At 72.5% G+C, this 25,164-nt stretch carries 19 protein-coding genes; 8 read left to right on the top strand and 11 right to left on the bottom strand.

The window, feature by feature from the left end; genetic code table 11:
- Nucleotides 1-9: 9 nt before the first annotated feature.
- Nucleotides 10-2,688 carry a pyruvate, phosphate dikinase gene (ppdK, locus tag ACFO4E_RS03395; RefSeq protein ID WP_378571433.1) on the bottom strand — a complete coding sequence of 893 codons (2,679 nt, stop codon included), beginning with the start codon at nt 2,686-2,688 and terminating at the stop codon, nt 10-12.
- Nucleotides 2,689-3,134: 446 nt separating this feature from the next.
- Between ppdK and trhA the strand changes: the two genes are divergently transcribed.
- Nucleotides 3,135-3,881, top strand: a complete 747-nt coding sequence (gene trhA, locus ACFO4E_RS03390; protein ID WP_378571431.1) for a PAQR family membrane homeostasis protein TrhA — start codon at nt 3,135-3,137, stop codon at nt 3,879-3,881.
- A 305-nt stretch (nt 3,882-4,186) separates the two neighbouring features.
- Here trhA and ACFO4E_RS03385 read toward each other — a convergent pair whose 3' ends face one another.
- Both ACFO4E_RS03385 and ACFO4E_RS03380 read right to left on the bottom strand, forming a co-directional pair.
- Nucleotides 4,187-5,575, bottom strand: coding sequence for a glycine--tRNA ligase (locus ACFO4E_RS03385; protein WP_378571429.1), 1,389 nt, complete (start codon nt 5,573-5,575; stop codon nt 4,187-4,189).
- Between the two features lie 183 nt (nt 5,576-5,758).
- Nucleotides 5,759-6,049: an antibiotic biosynthesis monooxygenase family protein gene (locus ACFO4E_RS03380; protein ID WP_378571427.1), complete on the bottom strand. Its 291-nt coding sequence runs from the start codon at nt 6,047-6,049 to the stop codon at nt 5,759-5,761.
- A 102-nt stretch (nt 6,050-6,151) separates the two neighbouring features.
- Between ACFO4E_RS03380 and ACFO4E_RS03375 the strand changes: the two genes are divergently transcribed.
- On the top strand, nt 6,152-6,937 hold the full coding sequence (locus ACFO4E_RS03375; RefSeq protein WP_378571425.1) for a copper homeostasis protein CutC: 786 nt from the start codon (nt 6,152-6,154) through the stop codon (nt 6,935-6,937).
- A 46-nt stretch (nt 6,938-6,983) separates the two neighbouring features.
- Here ACFO4E_RS03375 and ACFO4E_RS03370 read toward each other — a convergent pair whose 3' ends face one another.
- The gene (locus tag ACFO4E_RS03370) at nt 6,984-10,652 is read right to left on the bottom strand and encodes a bifunctional glycosyltransferase/CDP-glycerol:glycerophosphate glycerophosphotransferase (protein ID WP_378571423.1); all 3,669 of its coding nucleotides are present in this window, start codon (nt 10,650-10,652) and stop codon (nt 6,984-6,986) included.
- Nucleotides 10,653-11,261: 609 nt separating this feature from the next.
- On the opposite strand from ACFO4E_RS03370, the gene ACFO4E_RS03365 reads away from it, so the two are divergent.
- From ACFO4E_RS03365 to ACFO4E_RS03350, 4 genes are all read left to right on the top strand, one after another.
- Nucleotides 11,262-11,579, top strand: a complete 318-nt coding sequence (locus ACFO4E_RS03365; protein ID WP_378571617.1) for a DUF6703 family protein — start codon at nt 11,262-11,264, stop codon at nt 11,577-11,579.
- A 377-nt stretch (nt 11,580-11,956) separates the two neighbouring features.
- Complete coding sequence (locus ACFO4E_RS03360; RefSeq protein WP_378571421.1) at nt 11,957-12,805, top strand: metal ABC transporter ATP-binding protein; 849 nt, start codon at nt 11,957-11,959, stop codon at nt 12,803-12,805.
- A 13-nt stretch (nt 12,806-12,818) separates the two neighbouring features.
- Complete coding sequence (locus tag ACFO4E_RS03355) at nt 12,819-13,718, top strand: metal ABC transporter permease (RefSeq protein WP_378571419.1); 900 nt, start codon at nt 12,819-12,821, stop codon at nt 13,716-13,718.
- Entirely contained in the window at nt 13,715-14,107 is a 393-nt protein-coding gene (locus ACFO4E_RS03350; RefSeq protein WP_378571417.1) for a Fur family transcriptional regulator, read from the top strand. The genes ACFO4E_RS03355 and ACFO4E_RS03350 overlap by 4 nt, the downstream gene beginning before the upstream one ends.
- 180 nt (nt 14,108-14,287) lie before the next feature.
- Here ACFO4E_RS03350 and ACFO4E_RS03345 read toward each other — a convergent pair whose 3' ends face one another.
- From ACFO4E_RS03345 to recO, 3 genes are all read right to left on the bottom strand, one after another.
- Nucleotides 14,288-15,085: an SGNH/GDSL hydrolase family protein gene (locus ACFO4E_RS03345; protein WP_378571415.1), complete on the bottom strand. Its 798-nt coding sequence runs from the start codon at nt 15,083-15,085 to the stop codon at nt 14,288-14,290.
- A gap of 75 nt (nt 15,086-15,160) precedes the next feature.
- On the bottom strand, nt 15,161-15,994 hold the full coding sequence (locus tag ACFO4E_RS03340; RefSeq protein WP_378571413.1) for an isoprenyl transferase: 834 nt from the start codon (nt 15,992-15,994) through the stop codon (nt 15,161-15,163).
- Nucleotides 15,991-16,722 (bottom strand): DNA repair protein RecO, encoded by a 732-nt coding sequence (gene recO / locus ACFO4E_RS03335; RefSeq protein ID WP_378571411.1) that lies wholly within the window; start codon nt 16,720-16,722, stop codon nt 15,991-15,993. The genes ACFO4E_RS03340 and recO overlap by 4 nt, the downstream gene beginning before the upstream one ends.
- Before the next feature lie 307 nt (nt 16,723-17,029).
- Between recO and ACFO4E_RS03330 the strand changes: the two genes are divergently transcribed.
- Both ACFO4E_RS03330 and ACFO4E_RS03325 read left to right on the top strand, forming a co-directional pair.
- Nucleotides 17,030-17,854 (top strand): CAP domain-containing protein, encoded by an 825-nt coding sequence (locus tag ACFO4E_RS03330; protein ID WP_378571409.1) that lies wholly within the window; start codon nt 17,030-17,032, stop codon nt 17,852-17,854.
- Nucleotides 17,855-17,951: 97 nt separating this feature from the next.
- The gene (locus tag ACFO4E_RS03325; RefSeq protein ID WP_378571616.1) at nt 17,952-18,608 is read left to right on the top strand and encodes a hypothetical protein; all 657 of its coding nucleotides are present in this window, start codon (nt 17,952-17,954) and stop codon (nt 18,606-18,608) included.
- Between the two features lie 426 nt (nt 18,609-19,034).
- Here ACFO4E_RS03325 and leuA read toward each other — a convergent pair whose 3' ends face one another.
- The 4 genes from leuA to ACFO4E_RS03305 form a co-directional block, all read right to left on the bottom strand.
- Complete coding sequence (gene leuA, locus ACFO4E_RS03320) at nt 19,035-20,750, bottom strand: 2-isopropylmalate synthase (protein ID WP_378571408.1); 1,716 nt, start codon at nt 20,748-20,750, stop codon at nt 19,035-19,037.
- 268 nt (nt 20,751-21,018) lie between these two features.
- Entirely contained in the window at nt 21,019-22,182 is a 1,164-nt protein-coding gene (gene alc / locus ACFO4E_RS03315; protein WP_378571406.1) for an allantoicase, read from the bottom strand.
- Nucleotides 22,183-22,245: 63 nt separating this feature from the next.
- On the bottom strand, nt 22,246-23,967 hold the full coding sequence (gene gcl / locus ACFO4E_RS03310) for a glyoxylate carboligase (RefSeq protein ID WP_378571404.1): 1,722 nt from the start codon (nt 23,965-23,967) through the stop codon (nt 22,246-22,248).
- A gap of 158 nt (nt 23,968-24,125) precedes the next feature.
- Nucleotides 24,126-25,016 carry a 2-hydroxy-3-oxopropionate reductase gene (locus ACFO4E_RS03305; protein WP_378571402.1) on the bottom strand — a complete coding sequence of 297 codons (891 nt, stop codon included), beginning with the start codon at nt 25,014-25,016 and terminating at the stop codon, nt 24,126-24,128.
- Nucleotides 25,017-25,164: the final 148 nt, after the last annotated feature.

The following is a 25,164-nucleotide window of genomic DNA, read 5'->3' as shown; positions in this document are numbered from 1 at the left end:
TCCCGCTCGTCAGCGGCGCGCCGCGGCCCGGCCCGCCTCCAGCCGCGCCACGGGCACCCGGAACGGCGAGCAGGACACGTAGTCCAGCCCGACCTGGTGGAAGAAGTGCACGGACGCGGGGTCGCCGCCGTGCTCGCCGCAGATGCCGAGCTTGATCCCGGGCCGCGCGGCGCGCCCCTCCTCCACCGCGATCCGGATCAGCCGGCCCACGCCGTCGATGTCCAGCGACTCGAACGGGGAGATCCCGAACACACCCTTCTCCAGGTACGCGGAGAAGAACGACGCCTCGACGTCGTCGCGGGAGAATCCCCAGACCGTCTGGGTGAGGTCGTTGGTACCGAAGGAGAAGAACGCGGCGTTCTCGGCGATCTGGCCGGCCGTCAGCGCCGCGCGGGGCAGCTCGATCATCGTGCCGACCGGGAAGTCCAGCTCGACGCCGTACTCTTCGCCGACCTCGCGCAGCACGCGCAGGGACTCGTCGCGGATGATCTCCAGTTCCTGCACGGTGCCCACCAGCGGGATCATGATCTCGGGGCGGGGCCGGCCGCCCTGGCGGGTGCGCTCCGCGGCGGCCTGGGCGATGGCCCGCACCTGCATGGTGAACAGCCCCGGGACGACCAGGCCCAGGCGCACCCCGCGCAGGCCCAGCATGGGGTTCTGCTCGTGCAGGCGGTGGACCGCTTGGAGCAGGCGCAGGTCGTTCTCGTGCTTCTCCCCCCGCGCCTCGGCCACGGCGACGCGCACCGACAGCTCGGTGATGTCGGGCAGGAACTCGTGCAGCGGCGGGTCGAGCAGCCGCACGGTCACCGGCAGCCCGTCCATCGACTCCAGGATCTCGATGAAGTCGTCGCGCTGGAGCGGCAGCAGCGAGGCCAGGGCCTCCTGCTGCTCCTTGTCGGTGTCGGCGAGGATGAGCCGCTCCACGAGCTGGCGGCGGTCGCCGAGGAACATGTGCTCGGTGCGGCACAGGCCGATGCCCTGGGCGCCCATCCGGCGGGCGCGGGCGGCGTCCTCGGCGCTGTCGGCGTTGGCCCGGACGTAGAGCCGGCGAGCGGCGTCGACGTAGTGCATGATGCGGTGCACGGCGCGCACGAGGTCGTCGGCCTGGTCGGAGGCGGGGTCGATCTCGCCGTCGAAGTAGCGCACGATCGGGGAGGAGACCACGGGCACCTCGCCCAGGAAGACCTCGCCGGTGGTGCCGTCGATGGAGATGACGTCGCCCTCTTCGATGGTCTCGCCGGAGGGGCCGGTGAGCCGCCGGTTCTTGGTGTCGACGTCGAGCTCCTCGGCGCCGCAGACACAGGTCTTGCCCATCCCGCGGGCGACGACGGCGGCGTGGGAGGTCTTGCCGCCGCGGCTGGTCAGGATGCCCCGCGCGGCGATCATGCCCTCAAGGTCGTCGGGGTTGGTCTCGCGGCGGCACAGGATGACGTTCTCGCCGCTGCGCGACCACTTGACGGCGGTGTAGGAGTCGAAGACGGCCTTGCCCACGGCCGCGCCCGGCGAGGCGTTCATGCCGCGGCCCAGGCGCCGGCGCTCGGCGGTCTCGTCGAAGCGGGGGAACATCAGCTGGGCCAGCTGGTCGCCGGTGACCCGCAGGACGGCCTCGTCCAGCGTGATCATGCCCTGGTCCACGAGCTGGTCGGCGATGCGGAAGGCGGCGGCGGCCGTGCGCTTGCCGACGCGGGTCTGCAGCATCCACAGCTTGCCGCGCTCGATGGTGAACTCGATGTCGCACAGGTCGCGGTAGTGGTTCTCCAGCGTCTCCATGATCGCCAGCAGCTCGTTGTAGCTGTGGGCGTCGAGGCGTTCGAGGTCGGCGAGCGGCACGGTGTTGCGGACGCCGGCCACGACGTCCTCGCCCTGGGCGTTCTGGAGGTAGTCGCCGTAGACCCCCTGCTGGCCGGAGGCGGGGTCGCGGGTGAAGGCGACGCCGGTGCCGGAGTCCATGCCCAGGTTGCCGAACACCATGGAGCAGATGTTGACGGCGGTGCCGAGGTCGGCGGGGATGCGCTCCTGCCGGCGGTAGAGCACGGCGCGCGGCGCGTTCCAGGAGGTGAAGACCGCCTTGACGGCGAGGTCGAGCTGGCGGCGGGGGTCGCCGGGGAACTCGCCGCCGGTCTGCTCGGCGACGATGCCCTTGAAGACCTCCACCAGCTTGCGGAGGTCGGCGGCGTCGAGATCGAGGTCGTTGGTGATGTTCTTCTGCGCCTTGACCTGCTCGATCGCCGTCTCGAACAGCTCGCCGTCGATGTCCTGGACGGTCTTGCCGAACATCTGGATGAGCCGGCGGTAGGAGTCCCAGGCGAAGCGCTCGTTGCCGGACTGGGCGGCCAGGCCCTCGACGGACTCGTCGTTGAGCCCGATGTTGAGGACGGTCTCCATCATGCCGGGCATGGAGAACTTGGCGCCTGAGCGGACGCTGACCAGCAGGGGGTCGTCGGCCTGGCCCAGCCGCTTGCCCATGGCCGACTCCAGAGTGGCGAGCGAGGCGGCGATCGCGTCGTCGAGGCCGTCGGGCATGGCGCCGTGCTCCAGGTAGTGGCGGCAGGCGTCGGTGGTGATGGTGAACCCGGGCGGCACCGGGAGACCCAGGTTGGTCATCTCGGCGAGGTTGGCGCCCTTGCCGCCGAGCAGATCCTTGAGGTCCTTGTTGCCCTCGCTGAATTCGTAAACGTACTTGGGCACGGGAGGCTCCCTGCTGCTAGAAGACCGGCCATGACCGGTGCTGCCACTCGACCTCGAATTGCGCGCGACTCTACCCAGAGCGGTCCGCAAACTCTTCCACGAGAGCCACCTAAACGGCGTTCTCCCAGTTCAGGCATCGTAGACAGGTGTAGACCAATGGTTCAAGAATGATCGCCGAAACCACCCCGTAACGGCGGCGGTGGAACCCCGACGGTCTCGACGAATCCCCAGGTCAGCGAGTTATGTAGCAAAGTAGCAGGCAGTGGGCGCCGACACTGGTCCACGAACCCGAGAGTCGCATCTTCGCTGTGCGGAGGACCACACGGATACCCACTGGTAACCTACGGTCCCGTAAGTAGAGTTCGGGGAGGCGGGACCGGCCGCGCCGGGCACGGCGCCCCCATCCCGGCCGCCCCCCCGCGACGACGCGATGGAGATGAGGACAGGTGCCCGCACAGCAGTCCGGCGACGCGGCCACACGCCACCACGACGACGCCCCCGGCGCACAGCATCCCCCCGCCGACGGCCCGAGGGCCGTCGCGGCCGACCTCCTCGAAGCGGTCAAGCCGCGATTGCGCGGCTGGCTGCACCTGGGGACCGCCCCGGTCGCACTGGCGGCGGGGATCGTGCTGGTCTGCCTGGCCCCCGGGACCCCCGGGCGCATCGCCAGCGCCATCTACGCGCTCAGCTCGGTGCTGCTGTTCAGCACCTCGGCGGTCTACCACGTCGGCCGGTGGTCGCGGCGCGGGATGGCGGTCCTGCGCCGCATGGACCACTCCAACATCTACTTCATCATCGCCGGGACCTACACCCCCTTCGTGGTGCTGGTCCTCGACGGCGCGCTGCGCACCGCGATGCTGGCGCTGATCTGGGGCGGGGCCGTCGCCGGGGTGCTGTTCAAGATGTTCTGGCTGAACGCCCCCCGATGGCTGTCGACGGCGCTCTACCTGGCGATCGGCTGGGTCGCGGTCCTGTTCATCCCCCAGCTGATCGGGGGCACGCACCCCGCGGCCTGGATCCTCGTCCTGGCCGGCGGCCTGCTCTACAGCGGAGGCGCCGTGGTCTACGGGGCGAAGCGGCCCGACCCCGCGCCGCGCTGGTTCGGGTTCCACGAGATCTTCCACTCGCTGACGATCGCGGCCTTCATCTGCCACTACATCGCGGTGTCGTTCGTCGTGTACTCCTCGGGCTGACACCGGGCCGCGGCGGTGCCGGCGGGCGCGGGGCGGGCGCGGTCCGCGTCACGATTCGCTCACGGGATGGGACGCCGGGGCGGAAACCCCCCGCCCCACGGCGCGTACCGGGCTAATTTGGAACCGGTTCTCCCGGCCGCCGCCGCGTGTCCGGGGATCCCCGTGAGGCGGCCGGAGACCACATCCCCCCGGGTCCGGCCGCCTCGCACTCCGGCACCCGCCCCCGCGACGGCCGAGGGGCGGACGGCAGCGAACGGTGGGCCCCGCCTGTGGCGGGGCCCACCGTTCGTGTTGCGAGCCGTCCGCTAGCAGCCGGGCAGGCGCTCGACCAGATAGGTCTCGACCTGGTCGAGTGCGACCCGCTCCTGCGACATCGTGTCGCGCTCCCGCACGGTCACGGCGTCGTCCTCAAGGGTGTCGAAGTCGACGGTCACGCAGAACGGCGTGCCGATCTCGTCCTGGCGGCGGTAGCGGCGGCCGATCGCGCCGGCGTCGTCGAACTCGACGTTCCACCGCTTGCGCAGCCGGGCGGCGAGGTCGCGGGCCTTGGGCGAGAGGTCGGTGTTGCGCGACAGCGGCAGCACCGCCGCCTTCACCGGCGACAGGCGCGGGTCGAGCCGCATCACCGCGCGCTTCTCCAGCTTCCCCTTGGCGTTGGGGGCCTCGTCCTCGCTGTAGGCGTCGAGCATGAAGGTCAGCAGCGCGCGGTCGACGCCGGCGGCCGGCTCGATCACGTAGGGGATGTAGCGCTCGTTGTTCTCCTGCTCGAAGAACGACAGGTCGGTGCCCGACGCCTCGGAGTGGGTCTTGAGGTCGTAGTCGGTCCGGTTGGCGACACCCTCCAGCTCGCCCCATTCGGCGCCCGCGAAACCGAACCGGTACTCGATGTCGACGGTCCGCTTGGAATAGTGCGAGAGCTTGTCCTTGGGGTGCTCGTACAGGCGCAGGTTGTCCTTTGCGATGCCCAGGTCGACGTACCACTGCAGGCGGGTGTCGATCCAGTACTGGTGCCACTGCTCGTCGTCGCCCGGCTTGACGAAGAACTCCATCTCCATCTGCTCGAACTCGCGGGTGCGGAAGATGAAGTTGCCCGGCGTGATCTCGTTGCGGAACGACTTGCCGATCTGGCCGATGCCGAACGGCACCTTCTTGCGCGCGCTCTGCTGCACGTTCATGTAGTTGATGAAGATGCCCTGCGCGGTCTCGGGCCGCAGGAAGGCCAGGCCGGTCTCGTCCTGCACCGGGCCCAGGTAGGTGCGCAGCAGGCCGTTGAACATCCGCGGCTCGGTGAAGGAGGACTTCGCGCCGCAGTTGGGGCAGGCGAGGTCGGCGAGGCCGGTGGCGGGCTCGCGGCCGTGCTTCTCCTCGTATGCCTCGAGGAGGTGGTCGGCCCGGAAGCGCTTGTGGCAGGACTGGCACTCGGTGAGGGGGTCGACGAACGCCTTGACGTGGCCGGACGCCTCCCAGACCTCGCGCGCCAGGATCACGCTGGAGTCGAGGCCGACGATGTCCTCACGCTCCTGGACCATGGAGCGCCACCACTGGCGCTTGACGTTGCTCTTCAGCTCGACACCCAGCGGGCCGTAGTCCCATGAGGCGCGCAGACCCCCGTAGATCTCGCTGGAGGGGTAGACCAGACCCCGCCGCTTGGCGAGGTTGACCAGGGTGTCCATAGCCTCTGACTTTGCGGCCATTGTTGTTCGACTCTCCATCCGGCTGGCGGTCGGCGGATCGCTCATCGCGATGCTCGTGTGTCACCTGACGGCGTCCCGCCGTCATGTGGACACAGCCTAGGACACCTACGGGCGGTGACGTGCACCAACGACGATACGCAGCCGAGGCGCCGGATCCGACCGATTAATCCCTGAAGGCCGGGTTCAGTGGGCGCGACCCGCCACGACCTCGAACGCGGTGGGTTCGTCGTGCGCCTCGGACAGCAGCGGCACGGCCGCCATGCGCACCTGGAAGTCCGACAGCGCGCGCCGGTAGTACCCCGGGCCGTCCCAGTCGGTCACCACGGTCCACAGCCCGGGCTCGTCGGCCGCCCGGCCGATCCACGAGCCCCGCATGCCCGGACGCGCGCGCAGCGCCTCCAGGGCCGTGGTGGCGCGCTCCACGAAGGCGTCGGCGTCCTCGGGGGCCACGGTGTAGCGGGTGATGACGATCACCGCCCCATCTTCTCACCCCGCGGCGGCGGCCGCGCACGCGTGTCGGCGGGGCCACCGTGGTCTACTGGTCCAGACCGGCAACCGATCGGAGGGGGACCGCACGTGGCGCTGACGTTCGAGATCGTCGTCGAGGGCACCGCGGGGGCCATCGCCGCCGAGCGTACCGGGGCCCACCGCGTGGAATTGGTGTCGTCCCTCGTCGATGGCGGTCTGACCCCCAGCCTGGGCATGGTGCGCACCACGCTCGACGCGGTGTCCCGGATCCAGGTGTACCCCATCATCCGCCCCCGCGGCGGTGACTTCGTGTACGACGAGCACGAGGTGGCCGCGATGGAGCGCGACATCCTCGCCTTCGCCGAGGAGGGCGTCCCCGGTGTCGTGCTCGGGGCGCTCACCCCGATGGGGGCGGTGGACCGGTCCGTGATGGAGCGGCTGCTGGCCGCGGCCGAGGGCCTCGCGGTCACCTTCCACCGCGCCTTCGACGTCGCGGCCGACCCGCGGGCCGCGCTGGACGACCTCATCACCCTCGGCGTGGACCGGGTGCTCACCTCCGGCCAGGAGGCCACCGCGGCCCAGGGATCGGCGCTGCTGGGCGAGCTCGTGCGGCGCGCCGAGGGGCGCATCACGGTCATGCCCGGCGGCGGGATCCGGCCCGACAACGCGGCGGGGCTGGTGATCGCCACCGGGGCCACCGAACTGCACTTCTCCGGTCAGGCCACCGTCCCCGCGCCGGCCGGCCACCGCAACCCGCGGGTGCGCATGGGCGCGGCCACGGTGCCGCCCGAGGACCGGCGCCGGGTGACGTCGGCGGAGCACATCGTGCAGATCATGATCGCCGCCCGCGACGGCGCCCGCCAGCGCGAGGCGGTGTCGGGCACGGGCTCGTGACCGCCCCTCGCGGCGCGGGCCGCGCCGCGAGGAAGGGTCGCTGCGGTCAGCCGTCGCCGAACACCCGGTCCACCACGCGGGCGGCGGCACTGCCGTCGTCCAGCGGGCAGAACCGCTCGGTGAACGCGGCGTACTTGCCCGCGTAGTCGGCCGCCACGGAGTCGATGCCCTGGAGCGCGCCGATCACGTCGTCGGACTCCAGCAGCAGCGGACCCGGCGCGGTCTCCTCGAAGTCGAAGTAGAACCCGCGCAGGTTGTCGCGGTAGCCCTCGATGTCGTAGGTGAAGAACAGCATCGGCCGGCCGGTGTTGGCGAAGTCGAACATCATCGACGAGTAGTCGGTGACCAGCACGTCGGTGACCAGGAAGAGCTCCATGATCTCCGGGTACAGCGAGACGTCGTAGACGAAGTCCTCGCCGACGATCGGCACGCTGTCGACCACCCGGGGGTGGCGGCGCACCAGCAGCACGTGGTCGTCGCCGAGCTTCTCGTACATCCGGCGCAGGTCCAGGTGCAGGTCGAGCTTGTGCTTGCCGCGCGTGTAGTACTTGTCGTCGCGCCACGTGGGCGCGTACAGCACGACCTTCTTGCCCTCGGGCAGGCCCAGGCGCGCGCGGGTGGCGGCCGCGATCGCGTCGCGGTCGGGCGAGAAGAAGATGTCGTTGCGCGGGTACCCGGTCTCCAGGATCTCCCCGTCGAACCGGAAGGCGCGGCGCAGGATGGGCGTGGCCCAGGGGCTGGGTGAGACCAGGTAGTCCCACTGCGCGGTCTCCCACGCCAGCTTCTCGTGGTAGTCGCGGGCCTTGCCGCGGATGTTCTCGATGTCGAAGCCGATGCGCTTGAGCATCGACCCGTGCCAGGTCTGCACCACGACCTGGCCGGGGCGGCGGGTGAACCAGGCGGGCTGGCGGGAGTTGGTCACGAGGTAGCGGGAGCGGGCCAGCGACTCGTAGAAGTCGCGCCCGTTGTGGCGCACCGCCGTGAGGTCGTCGGGCAGGTTCACCTGCCCGTCCTTGACCAGCCAGGACATCGCGTGGTCGGCCCAGCGCCCCTTGCGGCCGCGCAGCTCGGCGTAGATGCTGTGCGGGCTGTCGGAGAACTGCCGGCCGGTGTAGCTGTCGAAGAGGATCTCGTCGCGCAGCGGCTCCTCGCGCTGCGCGGGGTAGACGGTCTCGCGCAGGTTCTTCTGGGCGAACGAGCCGCGCTCCTCGGGGCGCAGGTCGGAGCCGACCTTGAGCACCGGGATCTCCGAGCCCGAGTCCTCGAACCCGAACTCGCGCTCGCGGGTCTGCATGCGCAGCGGCAGCCGCCGCACGAAGTCGGGGTCGATCTCGGCGCTGACGTCGCGGGCCTCGCCGCCCTCGGGGTGCACCCGCGCCCAGAGCTGGTAGCCGCCGGACGACAGCGGGAGGGTCCCCGACAGGGTCGGGATGCCGGCCGGCGTGAACGCGGCGGTGAACGCGCCGCCCTCGCGGTGCACGGCGACGGGGTGCTCCTCGTCGCGCCCCCGGGCCTTGAACACCAGCTCCATGCGGGCTTCGGCCGCGTAGTGGCCGGACAGCGACAGTTCGCGGCCGGCCCATCGGGCGTCCTGGATCACCGGGTGCGCCCACCCGGCGCGCAGCCGCAGGTGGCCGGTGCTGGTGCGCTGCACGGCGACCTCGTGGTGGCCGTCGCCGGCGGCGTGCGCGCGGACCTCGATCTCGTCGGGCAGCACCAGCGGCACCGCGTCGCCCGCGGGGGTGACCAGCGCCGCCTTCCAGTGCTCCTGGCGCAGCTGCCCGGGGCCTTCGTCGACGGCCTGGGCCAGCAGGTCGGCCACCGGCACACGGGCGGTGAACCGGCCCCCGGAGATGTCCAGCGGGTACTCCAGCCGCGCGGTCCCCGGCGAGCGGGTGAGGCGCAGCGCGCGGGACTCGGCGGCGGGCGGGGCCACCAGCTCGCCGGAGACCTCCAGTTCGGCGCGCCCGCCGGCGCTGTCGATCCGGTGCTCCACGACCCGGGCGCGCACGGGTTCGACCGCGATGGCGAGCTGGGAGTCGCGGTTCCAGATGGGCCGGATCCACACGTCGTCGGCGACCTTGCGGTAGGGCGGGCGCTCGGGGGGGCCGGCGACGGGGTTGGCGATGATGCGGCGCCGGACCAGGCCGCGGTTGATGACGACCAGCTCCAGCTTCCACTCCGTGGCCCGCCACTCCCCCGAGAGCCGCAGCCGGGAGGGGTCGACGCTGATCTCGAACCCGCCGTAGTCGTGGCGGGCGGCGTCGGGGAGGTCGGGCAGCCGGTACTCGGCCGCGTGCAGGACCTTGACGGGGACGGGGATGCGGCGGCCGCTGTCGGTGTTGACCGCGAAGGCCACGAGCTGCTGCTGCCAGCGGCGCCCCGCCCGCAGGTTGAGGATGCCCACGCGCCCGCCGACCACCAGCCGGCCGTCGCGCCATTCGATGCGCTCGGTCTTCTGGCGCACCTTCAGCTCGGCGTCGAGCCGGTAGACCTCGCGCGGGATCTGCGCCTCGGGGTCTTCGAAGAAGGGGTAGCGGATGAAGTAGTGCAGGCCGCGCCGGACCACCGGGGCCTTCTTCAGCTCCACGCTCTTCTGGAAGGTGATGGCCTCCAGCAGGCGCTCGGCCTGGCGCTTGCGCACCAGGACGTAGTTGAGCCGGTGCACCGGCGGGAGGGAGTCGAGCACCTTGCGGCCGACGGTGTCGAGGTAGGCGTTGACCAGGTCGAAGAAGCGTTCGCGCGCGTCGGGCCCGGCGTCGTCGAGGCGCAGCAGCACCGAGCGGACGTCGGTGCGCAGGGTGCGGCCGTCCCACAGGTCGCGGTCGGCGCCGCTGAGCGAGGCGGACAGCTCGGTGACGGCGGTGAGGCGGCGGGCCAGGGCGGCGGCCTCGCTCAGGTCCTCCCCGGAGGGCCGGTCGCGGACCAGGTACACCGGGGCGGGCAGGACGTCGATGGCGCCCGCCGAGAACAGCATCCGGACGACGGCGAGGTCGCTGTCAGCGTCGGTCGCCAGCGTCTCGCTCTCGGGAACGCGGTCCCAGAAGGAGCGGCGCCAGAGCTTGTTGCCGTAGAGCCGGTCGGCGAGCAGCGAGACGGTGGCGTGCACGTCGACGCCGGTGCGGCCCTTGGCGAAGATCTTCCGGTGGGCGCCGGAGGGGCGCGCCCCGAGGTCGTTGAACCGGTAGACGTTGCCGGTGGCGAGGTCGGAGCCGGAGGACTCCAGGGCGTCGGTGAGGTAGCCCAGGGCGTAGCCGGTCAGCGTGTCGCCGCCCGCGACGAACATCAGGTACTCCCCGGCCGACGCGGACGCCCCGATGCGGCGCGCTTCGGCGTGGCCGGCTGCGGTCGTCGCGTGCAGGCTCGCGGTGAGGCCCGCGGGCGGGTCGGCGGCGAAGCGGCGAGCGGTGTCGAGGCCCTCGGTGCGGGCGCTCTCGACCGCCTCGCTGTCCTCGTCCTCGCCGCCTTTGTCCTGTTCGTCGTCGGCGTCGGCCGCGGCGGTATCGACGTCGTCGGCACTGTCGGGCTCGCCCGTATCGGCGCCGTCGCCCGCGGGGGCGGCGTCCGGAGCCGGCGCGGCAGGGGCGTGGGCCACGGGTACGAGGACGACCTCGGTCCCACCGGGCGCACGGTCCTGCCGGCCCAGGGAGTCCAGGCAGTCTTGCAGATGCGGCTCGGTGACGTCGAAGGTGACGATGACGCTGAGCTTCGGCACGGAAAACAGTCTCCCGGTGTGTCTTCTGCGGAGCGGGTTCACAGAGACCGGGCGGTGGTGCGCCCGGTGGCAGTGGAGGGCCAACCTAGGTCACCGTGAGTAAGTGACCGGTAAACCCCTGTCGCGAACCCGGGGTCCCGGACCGGAACCGACCGCCGCTACAAAAATAGCCGCAGCCGCGAGTGCCGAGGCGCGCGCCACCACCGTGGACGTGCATTCTCCCCCGATCTTGACCGAAATGCTCCCGTGGCGAGACGGCGCACGCGCGCCGCCGCGCACCCCGCGGCGCGCGGCGGAATCCCGGGGGCGGTCGTGCGCGTCGCGCGGCGGGGTCCGGGGAGGGGCCCGTGCCCGGTGCGGGGCCCGGGGAGCGGCCGCGCACCCGTGCGGCCGAGTCCCGGTGAGAGGTCGTGCGCGCGGGGGCGTTGGCCATAGGCTTCGTGCGGGGCCGCCGCCGGGCGGATTCCCCCGCACCACAGCGCACGAGCAGGCCGGAGGAGCCGCGTGTCAGCCAAGGGCAGGAAGCCGCGCAAGAACCGTCCGAACCGCCCTGCCGGAGGCGGACCGACCGGAGGCGGCGCCGGCGGATCCGGCCGCCCGTCCCGGCCCCTGCCGCGCGGGGACAGCTTCTACACCCCCGACGCCGGCCCGCTGCGCGCGGAGATCGAGCGGCGCAGCGCGGTACCCCTGGTGTGGCTGCACAACGCCCCGCGGTGGGTCCTGCCGCTGGCCATGGCCGCGGTATTCGTCTCGGGGCTGCTGCTGGCGGGGCTCGCGGGGGCGCTGCTCCTGGCGCTGCTGGCGGCGTTCTTCGGCTGGCTGGCCTTCCTGGCCTGGCCGGGCCTGCGGGGCGGCGAGCGCGCCATGCGCGTGGTGGTCGTGGCCACGCTGCTGGCGCTCGGCCTCCTGCAGAGCGGCCTCTTCTGAGGCGGGCCGGCCGCGCCGGCGGATGACGGCGCGGGCACTGGCCCGTGGCCGGGCACGAGGCGGGGCCCCGGTGCGCGCGGGTGTCCACGTCCTCCGGGCCGCCGGGCGTCCGCCGGACCTCCTTCGGGCAGCGGGCCGCGCCCGCCGGGCCGGGACCCGCGCACACGGGTCATCCCCCTGAGGTCGCACCGCGACGGCCGCGGCCGATGTCCCGCCACGGCCCGCTCCCGCCCGCAGCCGCAGGCCGTTCGGCCCGGCCAGGGGGGGACGGGTCACCGCACGCCCGAATGACGGCCCCCGCCGACACGGCACTAACGGACATATGGCACGCTGGTGACTATTTTGACAATCATTTTCGTTTTCGGCACACTTGACACGTGTCCGCGCAACTGACCGGAATCCGGAACTCGCCCGCTTCCTCAGGGGCGTCCCGCGATCCGGACGCACCGCCCGCCTTCAGCGTCTCCGGCGCCGTGGTGGCCTACGACCGCACGCCCGTGCTCCACGGGGTCTCCCTCGACATCCGGGCGGGCGAGGTGGTCGCCATCCTCGGCCCCAACGGCTCGGGCAAGTCCACGCTCATGCGCGCCATGCTGGGCATCACACCGCTGGCCGCCGGGCGCGTCGAGGTGCACGGCACCGCTCTGCACCGCTTCCGCGACTGGGGCCGGATCGGCTACGTCCCACAGCGGCTCTCCGCGGGCGGGGGCGTGCCCGCGACCGTGGCGGAGATCGTGGCGTCCGGGCAGGTCGCGCGGCGCCGGCGGCTGCGCCCCGCCACCCGCGGGGACCGCACGGCGGTCGCCGACGCGCTCGCCGCGGTCGGGCTCGCCGACCGCGCACACCACTCGGTCCACGAACTGTCCGGCGGCCAGCAGCAGCGGGTGCTCATCGCCCGCGCCCTGGCCGGGCGCCCCGACACCTTCGTCATGGACGAGCCCATGGCCGGCGTCGACTCCGACAGCCAGCGCGCGCTCGCCGACACCATCACCCGGCTGTCCGGCGACGGCGCGACCGTCGTGCTCGTCCTGCACGAGCTCGGCCCGCTCGAACCGCTCATCGGGCGGGGCGTGGTGCTGTCCGCGGGCTCCGTCGTCCACGACGGGCCGCCGCCGAGCCCCACCGGCGCGTGCGCCCGGCCCGGCCACGAGCACCAGCACCCCCACCCCGGAGACGCGTCGCGCCCGCCCGCGCTCCCCGCCATCGACGTCCCCCGCTACGAATGACCGAGGCCCCATCGTGATCGAGATGCTCCAGCCGGACTTCATGCGCCGGGCGCTGATCGCCGCGGCGCTGGTCGGCCTGGTCGCCCCGGTCATCGGCACCTTCCTGGTGCAGCGCCGGCTCGCGCTGCTGGGCGACGGCATCGGGCACGTGGCGCTGACGGGGGTTGCGCTGGGCTTCCTCACCGGCACCGCGCCGGTGCTCACCGCCGCGGTCGTCGCCGCCCTCGGCGCGGCCCTCATCGAACTCGTGCGGGTGCGCACCCGCACGAGCGGCGACGTCGCGCTGGCCCTGCTGTTCTACGGCGGCATCGCCGGCGGCGTGCTGCTCATCGGGCTGGCGCCGGGCGCCTCCACCGCCACCCTGACCTCCTACCTCTTCGGCTCGGTGTCCACGGTGAGCACCGAGGACGTCTACACCGTCGCCGCGCTGGCGGTCGTCGTGCTCGGCGTGATCGGCTACTTCGGCCGCGAGCTGTTCGTCCTGTGCCAGGACGAGGACGTCGCCCGCGCCCACGGGCTGCCGGTGCGGTTCCTGAGCCTGGTCATCGCCATCACCGCGGCGCTGACCGTCGTGCTGGCCATGCGGGTGGTGGGCGTGCTGCTGGTGAGCGCGCTGATGGTGGTGCCGGTCGCCGCCGCCCAGCAGCTCACCCGGAGCTTCCGGGTCACGATCGGCCTGGCCATGGCGGTCGGGGTGGTGGCCGCCCTCGGCGGGCTGTCCACCGCCTACTATGTCGATGTCGCGCCGGGCGCGGCCATCGTGCTGATCGCCCTGGCCGTCTTCTGCGCCGCCGTCGGGGCCGGGTACCTGGTGCGCGGTGCACGCGGCCGGAGCCGCGCCCCCCTGGGCGGCGGCACGGCCGCTACGGTCGGTACGATGCCCCAGACCGAGCGGGGGAGCGTTTCCACATGAGTACACGACGCGAGGCCGTACGACAGGCCCTGAACGAGAGCACCGGCTTTCGCAGCGCGCAGGACCTCTATGCGGACCTGCGCTCCGAAGGCTCCAAGATCGGGCTCACCACCGTCTACCGGGCGCTTCAGGCGCTCAGCGACTCCGGTGAGATCGACGTGCTGCGCACCGACGAGGGCGAGGCCGTCTACCGCGCGTGCCTGACCGAGTCGCACCACCACCACCTGGTCTGCCGCCGCTGCGGCAAGGCGATCGAGGTCGAAGGGCCGACCGTGGAGAAGTGGGCCGAGGCGGTCGGCGCGCAGCACGGCTTCAGCGACATCTCGCACACCGTCGAGGTCTTCGGCACCTGCGCCGCCTGCCGGGCGGCGCTGTCGTCGACCGGCTGACCGCGGCGACGCCGGCGTGGGCGGCCGTGCCCGGAGCGCTCCGGGCACGGCCGCCCACGTGTATTCCGGCGGGCCGCCGCCGAGCGGACGGCGCGGACACGCGTCCCGACGCCACCGAGCGGCCGGAGGGGGCGGCGCGTCCCCGAGGCCGCCGTTCCGATGCGGTCCGGCGGCGCACGGTCAGCGCAGCGGCTCCAGGTCGGGGCGCTTGGCGGTACGGCCGTCGCCCGATGAGCGGCCGGTGAGGCGGCGGCCGATCCACGGCACCAGGAACTCCCGTGCCCAGTGCAGGTCGGCCTGGCGGGCCAGCCGCCAGTCGGGGGCCGGCAACGCCGGCCACGGCTCGTCCCACTCGCCCTCAGCGGGCACCCCCAGCACCTCGCAGGCCCGCAGCGCGAGCCGGCGGTGGCCTTCGGCCGACATGTGCAGCCGGTCCTCGCTCCACGCGCGGGGGTCGTGCAGCGCGGCCATGCCCCACAGGTCGACGACCGGGCAGCCGTAGCGGTCGGCGATGGCCCGCACGTGCATGTTGTAGGTGGCGATCCTGCCGCGCAGGTGCCGCATGACCGGCTGGGAGACGGTGTCGGCACCGGTGAAGACGACCACGGTCGCGCCCGTGGCCGTCAGCCGCCGCAGCGCCCCCTCGAACACCCGCGCGACCAGATCCGGGTCGCCGCCGGGGCGGAGGATGTCGTTGCCGCCCGCGCAGAAGGTGACGAGGTCGGGACGCAGCTCGACCGCGCGCGGGAGCTGGTCCTCGATGATCTGCCGGATCAGCTTGCCCCGCACGGCGAGGTTGGCGTAGCGCACCTCGGTGCCGGTATCGGCGAGGTGCTCCGCCAGCCGGTCGGCCCATCCCCGGTACCGGACGCGCGGCGTCCCGGCGCCGTCGGGGTAGGGGTCGTCCATCCCCTCCGTGAAACTGTCACCGAGGGCCACATAGGAGATGACGTCCTGCCTGATGTCGAAGCCGCTCATAGCAGACGACTATGCACCCCGGACCCGTGGTTACGCGACAGTAGGTTCCGCTTCCGGACACAGATGTATCCGGCATCACCCCGCCGACCCCGACGGGGAGGGCTCGACGGAGTTGGGGACGGCTCCGCCGTAGCGGCGGTCGCGGCTGGCGTAGATCTCGCAGGCGTGCCAGAGGTGGCGGCGGTCGAAGTCGGGCCAGAGGGTGTCGAGGAACACGAACTCGGCGTAGGCGGACTGCCAGAGGAGGAAGTTGGAGAACCGCTGCTCGCCGGAGGAGCGCACGAACAGGTCGACATCGGGGATATCGGGCTCGTCGAGGTACTTGGCGAGGGTGGCCTCGTTGATGCGGTCGGGGTTGATGCGGCCCGCGGCCGCGTCGCGCGCCATCGCCGCCGCGGCGTCGGTGATCTCGGCGCGGCCCCCGTAGTTGACGCAGAACTGGAGGGTGAGCGCGGTGTTGTCCTTGGTCCTCTCCTCGGCCGACTCCAGCTCGGAGATGACGCTCTTCCACAGCCGCCCCCGGCGCCCCGCCCAGCGGACCCGGACGCCCATGGCGTCCAGCTCATCGCGGCGGCGCCGGATGACCTCGCGGTTGAAGCCCATGAGGAACCGCACCTCGTCGGGCGAGCGCTTCCAGTTCTCGGTGGAGAACGCGTAGGCCGAGATGTTGCGGATGCCCAGCTCCAGCGCGCCTTCGATGACGTCGAAGAGGGAGCTCTCCCCCGCCTTGTGGCCCTCGGTGCGCGGCAGCCCCCGCTCCTTGGCCCAACGGCCGTTGCCGTCCATGACGACGGCCACGTGCCGCGGGATGAGTTCGGCGGGCAGCTCCGGGGGGCGCGCCCCGCTGGGGTGCGGTGTGGGCGGCCGGTATCCCCGCGAGGGATCTGACGAAGAGGTGAACAGGCTCAAGAACGCTCCACAAGACGCAGAGATCGGATTCCGTTTTCCAGGTGCCACTGGAGGTAGGCGGCCACCAGGCCGCTGCACTCGGTGCGGTGCCGGTCCTCGCTGGCGTCGGCCGCCGTCCAGTCGCCGCCCAGCAGCGCCGACATCAGCCGGGTGGACTCGGGGGCCGGAGCGGTGGAGCCGTGCGGCCGGCACACCGTGCACACCATGCCGCCCGCGTGCACGGCGAAGGCGCGGTGCTCGCCCCGCGAGCCGCAGCGCGCGCACTCCGCCAGCGCCGGGGCGTACCCGGCGACCGCCAGCGACCGCAGCAGGTAGGCGTCGAGGACCAGCCGGGGGTCGTGACCGCCCTCGCCGAGGGTCCGCAGGGCCCCGATCAGCAGCAGGAACTGGCGCAGAGCGGGGTCCTTCTCGACCACGATGATCTTCTCGGCGGTCTCCAGCATGGCCGTCGCCGCAGTGTAGCGGGGGTAGTCGGTGACGATCGACTCCCCGTAGGCGCGCACGGTCTCGGCCTGGGTGACGACGTCGAGCGTGCGCCCGGTGTACAGCTGGAGATCGACGTGGCTGAAGGGCTCCAGCCGGGCGCCGAAGCGCGACTTGGTGCGCCGCACGCCCTTGCCGACCGCCCGGACCAGCCCGGTCCGGCGGGTCAGCAGCGTGACGATGCGGTCGGCCTCGCCCAGCTTCTGGGTCCGGAGGACGACCGCCTCGTCACGGTAAAGGCTCACCCGTCCATTGTCGCGGATGCGCGGGCCGCGGTGTGCACAACAGGCAGCGGCGCGAAGGTGCGGCGCGGTGCCGACCCGGAGTTTCGGCCCCGCGGCGCGCAACGCGGGGTGTCCGCTGTCACCGGTCGTGAGCGCCCCCGCCCCCCGCCCGCCCCTCCCGGGCGCGGCCCCGGCATCGCGCACCGCCGTGAACTGGGACATCTCACATCAATCTCCCCTTCCGCCGCATTTTGCTCTACGATCTCGCGCGGGTAACGACACGCCCGGCAACGCATCCCCAGCCCCGACCGAAATGGAGCCGACGCCCATGGCGCGAGGACGACGGAGATACCGAAAACAGCGGGGCGAGCAGCCGCGCGCGCAACGCCGCCGCGACGCAGCCGAGGACCGGCGCCCGCGCCGCCGCTGGAACACGTCGCTGATAGCCGCCCTGGCCGCCGTACCGGTTGGCCTCGGGCTGGCCGCCTCACTCGTCCTGGCCGCCACGCCGCAGGGCCAGGGCCAGTCGGGGACCGCGGCGTCCGGCGCGTTGTCCGACGACCTGCTGCCCCCCGCGGACTCCGGCGACGACTTCTTCGCCCGGGACGACTCCTACACACCCGATCCGGACGAGCCGAGCCCCGAGCGCCCCCCGCGGCCCGACGGTCCCGCACAGGCGGACGGCACCATCACCGCCCCCGCGTCCCCCGCCCCCGAGGACACCCCCGATGCCCCTGAGACCCCCGACGAGCCCGCGGATCCCGCCCCCGGCGGCGGGTCCGGCGCCTCGGAACTGGCGCAGGAGGTCGTCTCCCTCACCAACGCCGAGCGCGAAGAGGCCGGCTGCGGCCCGGTGCGCGTGGACGACGACCTCACCCTGGCTTCGCAGCGGCACAGCGAGGACATGGCCGAACGCGACTACATGGCGCATGACACCCCCGAGGGCATCGGCCCGGCCGAGCGCGCGCTGGAGGCCGGCTACAGGGCCTGGTCCGGCGAGAACGTCGCCGCCGGCTACACCTCCGCCGAGGCCGTGATGGAGGGCTGGATGAACAGCCCCGGCCACCGCGCCAACATCCTCAACTGCGACAACACCGCGATCGGCGTGGGCGAGTCCGACGCCCGGTGGGCGCAGAACTTCGGTCGCGACTGATGCGCCCCTTGTCCGCGGCCCGGCTCCGGGCCGCGCTTTCAGGACGAAAACCCGTGGAACGGGCACGGCGCCGCCTGCTAGGTTCTCGCCCGTGAACATGACCCTCGGAGACGCCTTCAACCGGCGCAAGAAGCTCTCGTCCGACCTCCAGAGCTGGATCAACCGGCTCAACGTCGCCGGCTCCGAGCGGCGCACCTACCGGACCGCCACCCTGGAGGGCGACGCCGCGTACCGCCCCGAGCCGGGCACGGAGAAGGCCACCACGCGCAGCTACACGGTCGCGGAGTGCCGCGAACGGATCGACGCGATCCTCGCCGAGGACGAGCGGCTGGCGCTGCGCATCTCACGCACCAACCAGCAGGCCCGGGCCGAGATCGAGGACCTGAACGGCGACGTCCGGCTGCTCACGATCCCGGAACTGCTCGTCCTCAAGAGCGACACCATCCCCAAGCTGGAGCAGGCCGCCCGCGCGGTCCCGGTGCGCGCCGACAACGTCGGCGTCGTCGACTCCGGCGGCGACTGGGTGCGCTACCGCACCGTCAAGCGGGTCGAGCGCAAGCGCGAGTCCTTCAGCGACAAGGGGCTGAAGGTCGAGGAGACCGAGCTGCTCGGCTTCGACATCGTGGAGGTCACCGACTACGGGCTGCCCCAGCGCGGCCAGTGGGACGAGATCGACCGGATCGGCGAATTCGCCCAGCGGGTGAAGCAGGCGATCAACCGCGCCAACAAGACGGAGCTGGCCGAGTTGGACTGACGTCCCCGCCGGCTCCCCTCAAAGCAGCGGGGCCGGGGCACCGAAGTTTTGGTTTGCAAAAGGTAGCGGCGTAGCACGTCTTCCCGCCTATCCGCCTACCACTCACTCAGAAGGTGTGTCCGTTGCATACCCGTAGCGCGCGGCCCGACGCCGCGTTCGTCATCGGTACCCGGTAACACGTTTCCGGTAGACGGTAACAACCACTGAATGGGCCACCAAACGCCCAGGCCAGCCCCGGTTCCCGCCCTTTTCCCATCGGCGGTCGGCTCTCCGGGGGATCCTCCGGAGAGCCGACCGCCGCATGTACCGCGCACGGGGGTCTCCCTGCGCGGCGGACCATGGGCACGGGCAACGGGCCGCGCGACTCCGGCGGCCCGGGATCGGCCGGGCCGGCGCGGCCGCGCGGCCGCCTCGGTACGGAGTGGGTCAGCCCTTGGCGCGGTGGGCCTGGCCGACGGCGCTGCACACGGCCTTCAGGGAGGCCGCGGTGATGTTGTGGTTGAGGCCGACGCCCCACACGGTGCGGCCGTCGATGTCGGCTTCGACGTAGGCGGCGGCGCGGGCGTCGCTGCCCTCGCTGAGCGCGTGCTCGACGTAGTCGACCACGCGGACCTTGATGTCGATCCCGGCCAGCGCGTCGCAGAACGCCGAGAGCGGCCCCGGGCCGCTGCCCGTGATCTCCCGGATCTCCCCCTGGACCCGCACGTCGGCGGCGATGCGGTAGGTGCCGTCGGAGTCGGTCTGCGAGCGGTGCGCCAGGAAGCCCACCGGCCCGTTGTCGGCCAGGTAGGCGTCGGTGAAGATCTCCCAGATGCGCTCGCCGTCGAACTCGCCGCCCTCGGCGTCGGTGTAGGCCTGGACCTTGTGCGAGAAGTCGATCTGGAGCCGCCGGGGCAGGTCCAGCGCGTGGTCGCGCTGGAGGATGTAGGAGACCCCGCCCTTGCCGGACTGGCTGTTGACCCGGATGACGGCCTCGTAGTCGCGGCCGACCTCCTTGGGGTCGATCGGCAGGTAGGGGACCCGCCACGGGTACTCCGCAACGGGCACGCCGGCCTCGGCGGCGTCGCGCTCCAGGGCGGCGAGGCCCTTCTTGACGGCGTCCTGGTGGGACCCGGAGAACGCGGTGTAGACGAGGTCGCCGCCGTAGGGGTGGCGCGGGGCCACGGGCAGCTGGGTGCAGTGCTCGACGACGCGCCGGATCTCGTCGATGTCGGAGAAGTCGATCTGCGGGTCGACGCCCTGGCTGTAGAGGTTCATGCCCAGGGTGACGAGGTCGACGTTGCCGGTGCGCTCGCCGTGCCCGAACAGGCACCCCTCGACCCGGTCGGCGCCGGCCAGGACGCCCAGTTCGGCGGCCGCGATGCCGCTGCCGCGGTCGTTGTGGGGGTGGACCGACACGCAGACGAACTCGCGCCGGGTCAGGTTGCGGCTCATCCACTCGATCTGGTCGGCGTAGACGTTGGGGGTGGCGCGCTCGACGGTGGCCGGCAGGTTGAGGATGATCTCGCGGCCGGGGCCGGGTCGCCACTCGTCCATGACGGCCTCGCAGACCTCCAGGGCGAAGTCGAGCTCGGTGTCGATGAAGATCTCGGGCGAGTACTCGTAGCCGAAGTGGGCGGTGTCGCCGAGGTACTGCTCGGCGAAGCGCATCACGTGGCGGGTGCCCTCGACCGCGATGGCCTTGCAGGCGTCGCGGTCGACGCCGAACACGACCCGGCGGAACTCCGGCGCGGTGGCGTTGTACAGGTGCACGGTGGCGCGCTCGGCGCCGACCAGGCTCTGCACGGTGCGCTCGATCAGGTCCTCGCGGGCCTGGGTCAGCACCGAGATCTGGACGTCGGCGGGGATGCGGCCGGTCTCGATCAGGCCGCGGACGAAGTCGAAGTCGGTCTGGCTGGCGGCGGGGAACCCGACCTCGATCTCCTTGTAGCCCATGCGGACCAGCAGGTCGAACATCTCGCGCTTGCGCTCGTGGTCCATCGGCTCGATCAGCGCCTGGTTGCCGTCGCGCAGGTCGGTGGAGAGCCAGCGGGGCGCCGCGGTGATGGTCTTCGAGGGCCACGTGCGGTCGGCGAGGTCGATCGCCGGGAACGGACGGTAGCGCTGGAAGGGCATACCGCTGGGCTGCTGCTGCGGGACCATGGTGGAAGAGGCTCCTCTGGAGGGTTGCTCGCACTGTCGTGGCCGACGAAGAACACGCCGATTTCCCGCGGCGAGGGAGCCGACCGTTTAACGACCCCCGCCGCGGCCACTAAGGAGGAGCAGCTCACGCAGCATGACGCCACTTACGTTAGCAGATGGCGGGCTTGTCCCGCCAAACGGCGGTCGCCCGGACGGCCGCCCGACCTGGGCGGGCGCGGGTGCGGGTGCGCGGACGCCGCCGCACCGCCCCGCTCCGGCGTGGCGGCGGCTACCGCGGGTCCTGCGCCGCCAGGGCGGCGGGCAGGTCGCCGCGCGCGGTCACGGGCCGGGCGGCGTGTCCCGATGCCGTCTCGGCCGCCGTGGCGCCCAGCCCGGTCAGCGCCGCGTGCGCCTGGGCGTCGGGCAGGGTGTTGATCCAGCGCAGCCAGAGGTCCGCGTGCCCCGCCGCCGACAGCGTGCCGAAGGCCCGGAAGCGGGCGATGCCGCCGTCGGGGTAGACGTCCAGCCGCAGCCGGGTCGCCGCGCGGGGCCGGTCGACGACGAACCGGTGCCGGGTGTCGGGGCGGACGCCGGTGCGGTCGAGCAGGGTGAACCAGGAGCCGGGGTCGGCGGGGTCCGCCGCCGTGGTGTCGCACGCGCTGACCCGCACCGCGCCGGGGGCGTTGAACAGGAAGTAGGAGGTGTCGACCTCCAGCAGCCGCGCCTCGCCCGCTGCCGCGAGGGCGATCTCGACGTGGTCGTTGCCGTCGTCGCGGCGGCGCGCGTTCTCCCAGCCCTCCCCCATGGAGCGGGTGAGCCCGGGGGCGATCACGTTGGTGGGCGAGGAGTAGAACTCGTTGCTGCACGCGACCACACGGCCCCCGTTCTCCAGCGCGGCCAGGTCGAGGCCGCCGGTGACGAGCAGGCGCGGGTCGGCGACGGCTTCGCCGTGCACCCGGAAGCGCGCGATACCGCCGTCGGGGTACATGGTCAGCCGCAGGTGGGTGTAGCGGTGGCCGTCGTGCACCTCGAAGGCGTTGGCGGTGTCGCCGGCGACCGGTGAGCGGGGGACGAGCGTGGTCCACTCGGCGGCGTCGAGGTCGGCGGGCGCGGGATGGCCGTCGAGCCCGGCCGCCTCCACCGACACCTCGGGCGGGAAGTTGCCGGTGAACCAGGCGGTGTCGACGACGACGCCGCGCACGATCCCGGGGACGCCGAGCCGGACGACCGCGTGGTCGTGGCCGGGGGTGCGCCGGCGCCGGGTCTCCCAGCCGTCGTAGACCTTGCCCTTGTGCCCGAAGGCCGCGGGGTCGAAGCCGGCGGGGCCGGGCTTGATCAGGTTCTCCCGCTCGGCGAAGGACTCGTCGTTGGCGTGGACGACGGCGCCGCCGTGGCCGCGGAGGGCGAGGTCGGGGTACCGCAGGAACTCCTGGCCGCTCACGTGCTGCTCCATCTCCTCGTCGGACGGGCTCTCGGGCCGGGCGGCGGGTGCCGCCCGGCCCGAGAGGGACCGCGGTCAGGGTACGGGGTCGGGCAGCGGCTCGAACTCCTTGACGGCGTCGATGGCGGGTCCGTGCGGGGTGTTGGCCTCGCGCTCGATCATGATCTCCACCAGGACCGGGCGCGATGTGCTCACGGCCTGCTTGCGCGCCCATTGCAGGGCGTCGCGGATCTCGCCCGGAGCGGAGACCCGGCGGCCGGAGCAGCCGTAGGCCTCCATGATCTTGACGTTGTCGGTGCCGACCTCGTCGTAGTGGATGTCGACCTGGAAGTTCATGTCGAAGGGGATCTCGGCCTGGCGGATCAGGCCGAGGTACTCGTTATTGATCATGATGAGGACGATGGGCACGTCGTACTGGGCGCCGACGGCGAGTTCCTCGACCATGTACTGGAAGCCGTAGTCGCCGACGACGCCGACCACCTCGGCGTCGGGCTCGGTGTCCTTGAGGGCCTTCTTGACGCCGATCGCCGCGGGGATCTCCCAGCCCAGCGGGCCGGCCTGGCCGCAGATCTGGTAGTGGCGCGGCTTGTGGGCCTTCTGGTGCTGGCCGCCCCAGATCTGGTAGAGGCCGATGGCGGTGACGAAGTAGGTGTCGGGGTCGAAGACCTCGTTGATCTCCTTGTAGACGCGCGGGGCCTTGATGGGGACGGTGTCGAAGTCCTCGCGGCGGCCGAGGGTCGCCTTGAGCTCGTTGACCCGCGCCACCCACGCCCCGGGGGCGCGGCGCGGCCCCCGCGCGCGGGCCCGCTCGGCCAGGGCGCGCAGGAACAGGCGGGCGTCGGAGACCACGCCCAGATCGGGTTCGAAGACCTTGCCGATCTGGGTGGGTTCGATGTCGACGTGGATGAACGCGCGATCGCCGCGGTAGACGTCGAGGACGCCGGTGTGGCGGTCGCCGAAGCGCGCGCCGACGGCCAGCACGAGGTCGGACTCCAGGAAGGAGGCGTTGCCGTAGCGCTGGGAGGTCTGCACCCCGGTCATCCCGGAGTACAGCGGGGAGTCCTCGTCGAAGCCGCCCTTGCCCATGAGGGTGACCTGGACGGGGATGCCGAGGTACTCGGCCACCTCCTTCAGCTCCTCGGCGGCGTCGGCGATGATGACGCCGCCGCCGGCCAGGATCAGCGGGCGCTCGGCGGCCAGCAGCAGGTCCAGGGCGCGGTCGACGCGCGGGAGGTGGGGCTCCACGGCGGCCACGGGCAGCGGGGCGTCGATCGCGGGGTCGTACTCGATGGTCCGCTGGGAGATGTCGAGCGGCAGGTCCACCAGGACCGGCCCGGGCCGTCCCTCGCGGGCGATCCGGAACGCCTCGCGGAAGATCCACGGGGCCTGCCCGGCCTCCTTGAGCTGCACGGCCCATTTGGTGACGGGCTTGGCGATCTCGACGATGTCGACCGCCTGGAACGCCTCCTGGTGCAGCCGGGTGGACACCGCCTGGCCGGTGATGCACACGATGGGGATCGAGTCGGCGAGGGCGGTGTAGAGGCCGGTGATCATGTTGGTGCCGGCGGGGCCCGAGGTGCCGATGGCGACACCCACCTTGCCGGTGGTGCGGGCCCATCCGTCGGCCATGTGGGTGGCGCCCTCCTCGTGGCGCACGACGAGGTGCTCGATCCCCCCGACCTCGTCGAGGGCCTTGTAGAGGGGCAGGATGGCCGCGCCGGGGCAGCCGAAGGCGGTGTCGACGCCTTCGGACTTGAGGACCTGGACGACGGCGTTCATCGCGGGCATCTGTACCATTCGAATGAACCCTTCAGTGCTAGGGGGGTTGCGGGTCCGCCAGCGGGAACCTGGGTGCGGCCAACACCCGGGCCACCGGACCTCGCGCGGAGTACACGTCAGCCGCGAGGGCCGGCCGGCCAGTCCCGCCGGCGGATTCCGTCTTTCGCGGATGCCGGTCAGTCGGCGGTCGCCGACAGCTCCAGGACGATCTTCAGCAGCGCCGAGTGGTCCAGGCCGCCGTGGCCCTGCGCCTTGAGCGCGCCGACGAACTGCGCCACCAGGGCCCCGAGCGGGATCGCGACCCCGGCCTCGCGGGCGGCGGTCGTCACGATCTTCATGTCCTTGTCGTGCAGGGCGATCCGGAACCCCGGCTCGAAGTCGCGGGCGCGCATGGCGTCGCCCTTGCGGGTGAGCACGGTGCTGCCGGCCAGGCCGCCGTTGAGGACCTTCAGCCCGGCCTCGGTGTCGACCTCGTGCGCCTCCAGGAAGACCAGGGCCTCGGCGACGAGTTGGATGTTGCCGGCCACGATGAGCTGGTTGGCGGCCTTGACCGTCTGCCCGGCGCCCGAGGGGCCGACGTGGACCGGGGTGGTGCCCAGGACGCCGAACACCGGCTCGGCGGCGGCGAACACCTCGGCGTCGCCGCCGACCATGATGGACAGCTTGGCCTCGATGGCGCCGGCCTCGCCGCCGCTGACCGGGGCGTCGAGGACCCGGAAGCCCTGCCGCTCCCCTTCGGCCGCCACCGCGCGGGAGACGTCGGGGCGGATGGTGCTCATGTCGATGACGAGGGCGCCGGGGGCCGCGTTGGCGAACACGCCGTCGGGGCCCAGGAGGACGGCTTCGACGTCGGGGGAGTCGGGGACCATTGTGATGACGGTGTCGGCGCCGTCGACGGCCTCGGCGATGGTGGCGGCGGCGCGGCCGCCGTTGGCGGCGAGCTTTTCGGCGGACTGGGGGCTGAGGTCGTAGCCGGTGACGCGGTGGCCGGCGGCGGCGAGGTTGACGGCCATGGGCAGGCCCATGATGCCGAGCCCGATGAAGGCGATGGTGCGCGCCTGGGACATGTGGTTTCCCTTCGATGCGGCGGGTTCGTGGCGGGGTCGCGGTGGGGCGGGGCGGGCGGATCCGTGCCGGCGGGCGGTGCGGTGCCCGGGGCCGGCCGGCGGCGCCCCGCCGGGCGGCCCGTGGCGGGGCGGTCCGTGGCGGAGCCGG

This window comes from Nocardiopsis mangrovi (genome assembly GCF_042653925.1).
In the GTDB taxonomy this organism is placed as follows: domain Bacteria; phylum Actinomycetota; class Actinomycetes; order Streptosporangiales; family Streptosporangiaceae; genus Nocardiopsis_B; species Nocardiopsis_B mangrovi.
This window is presented reverse-complemented; position numbering and strand designations above follow the sequence as displayed.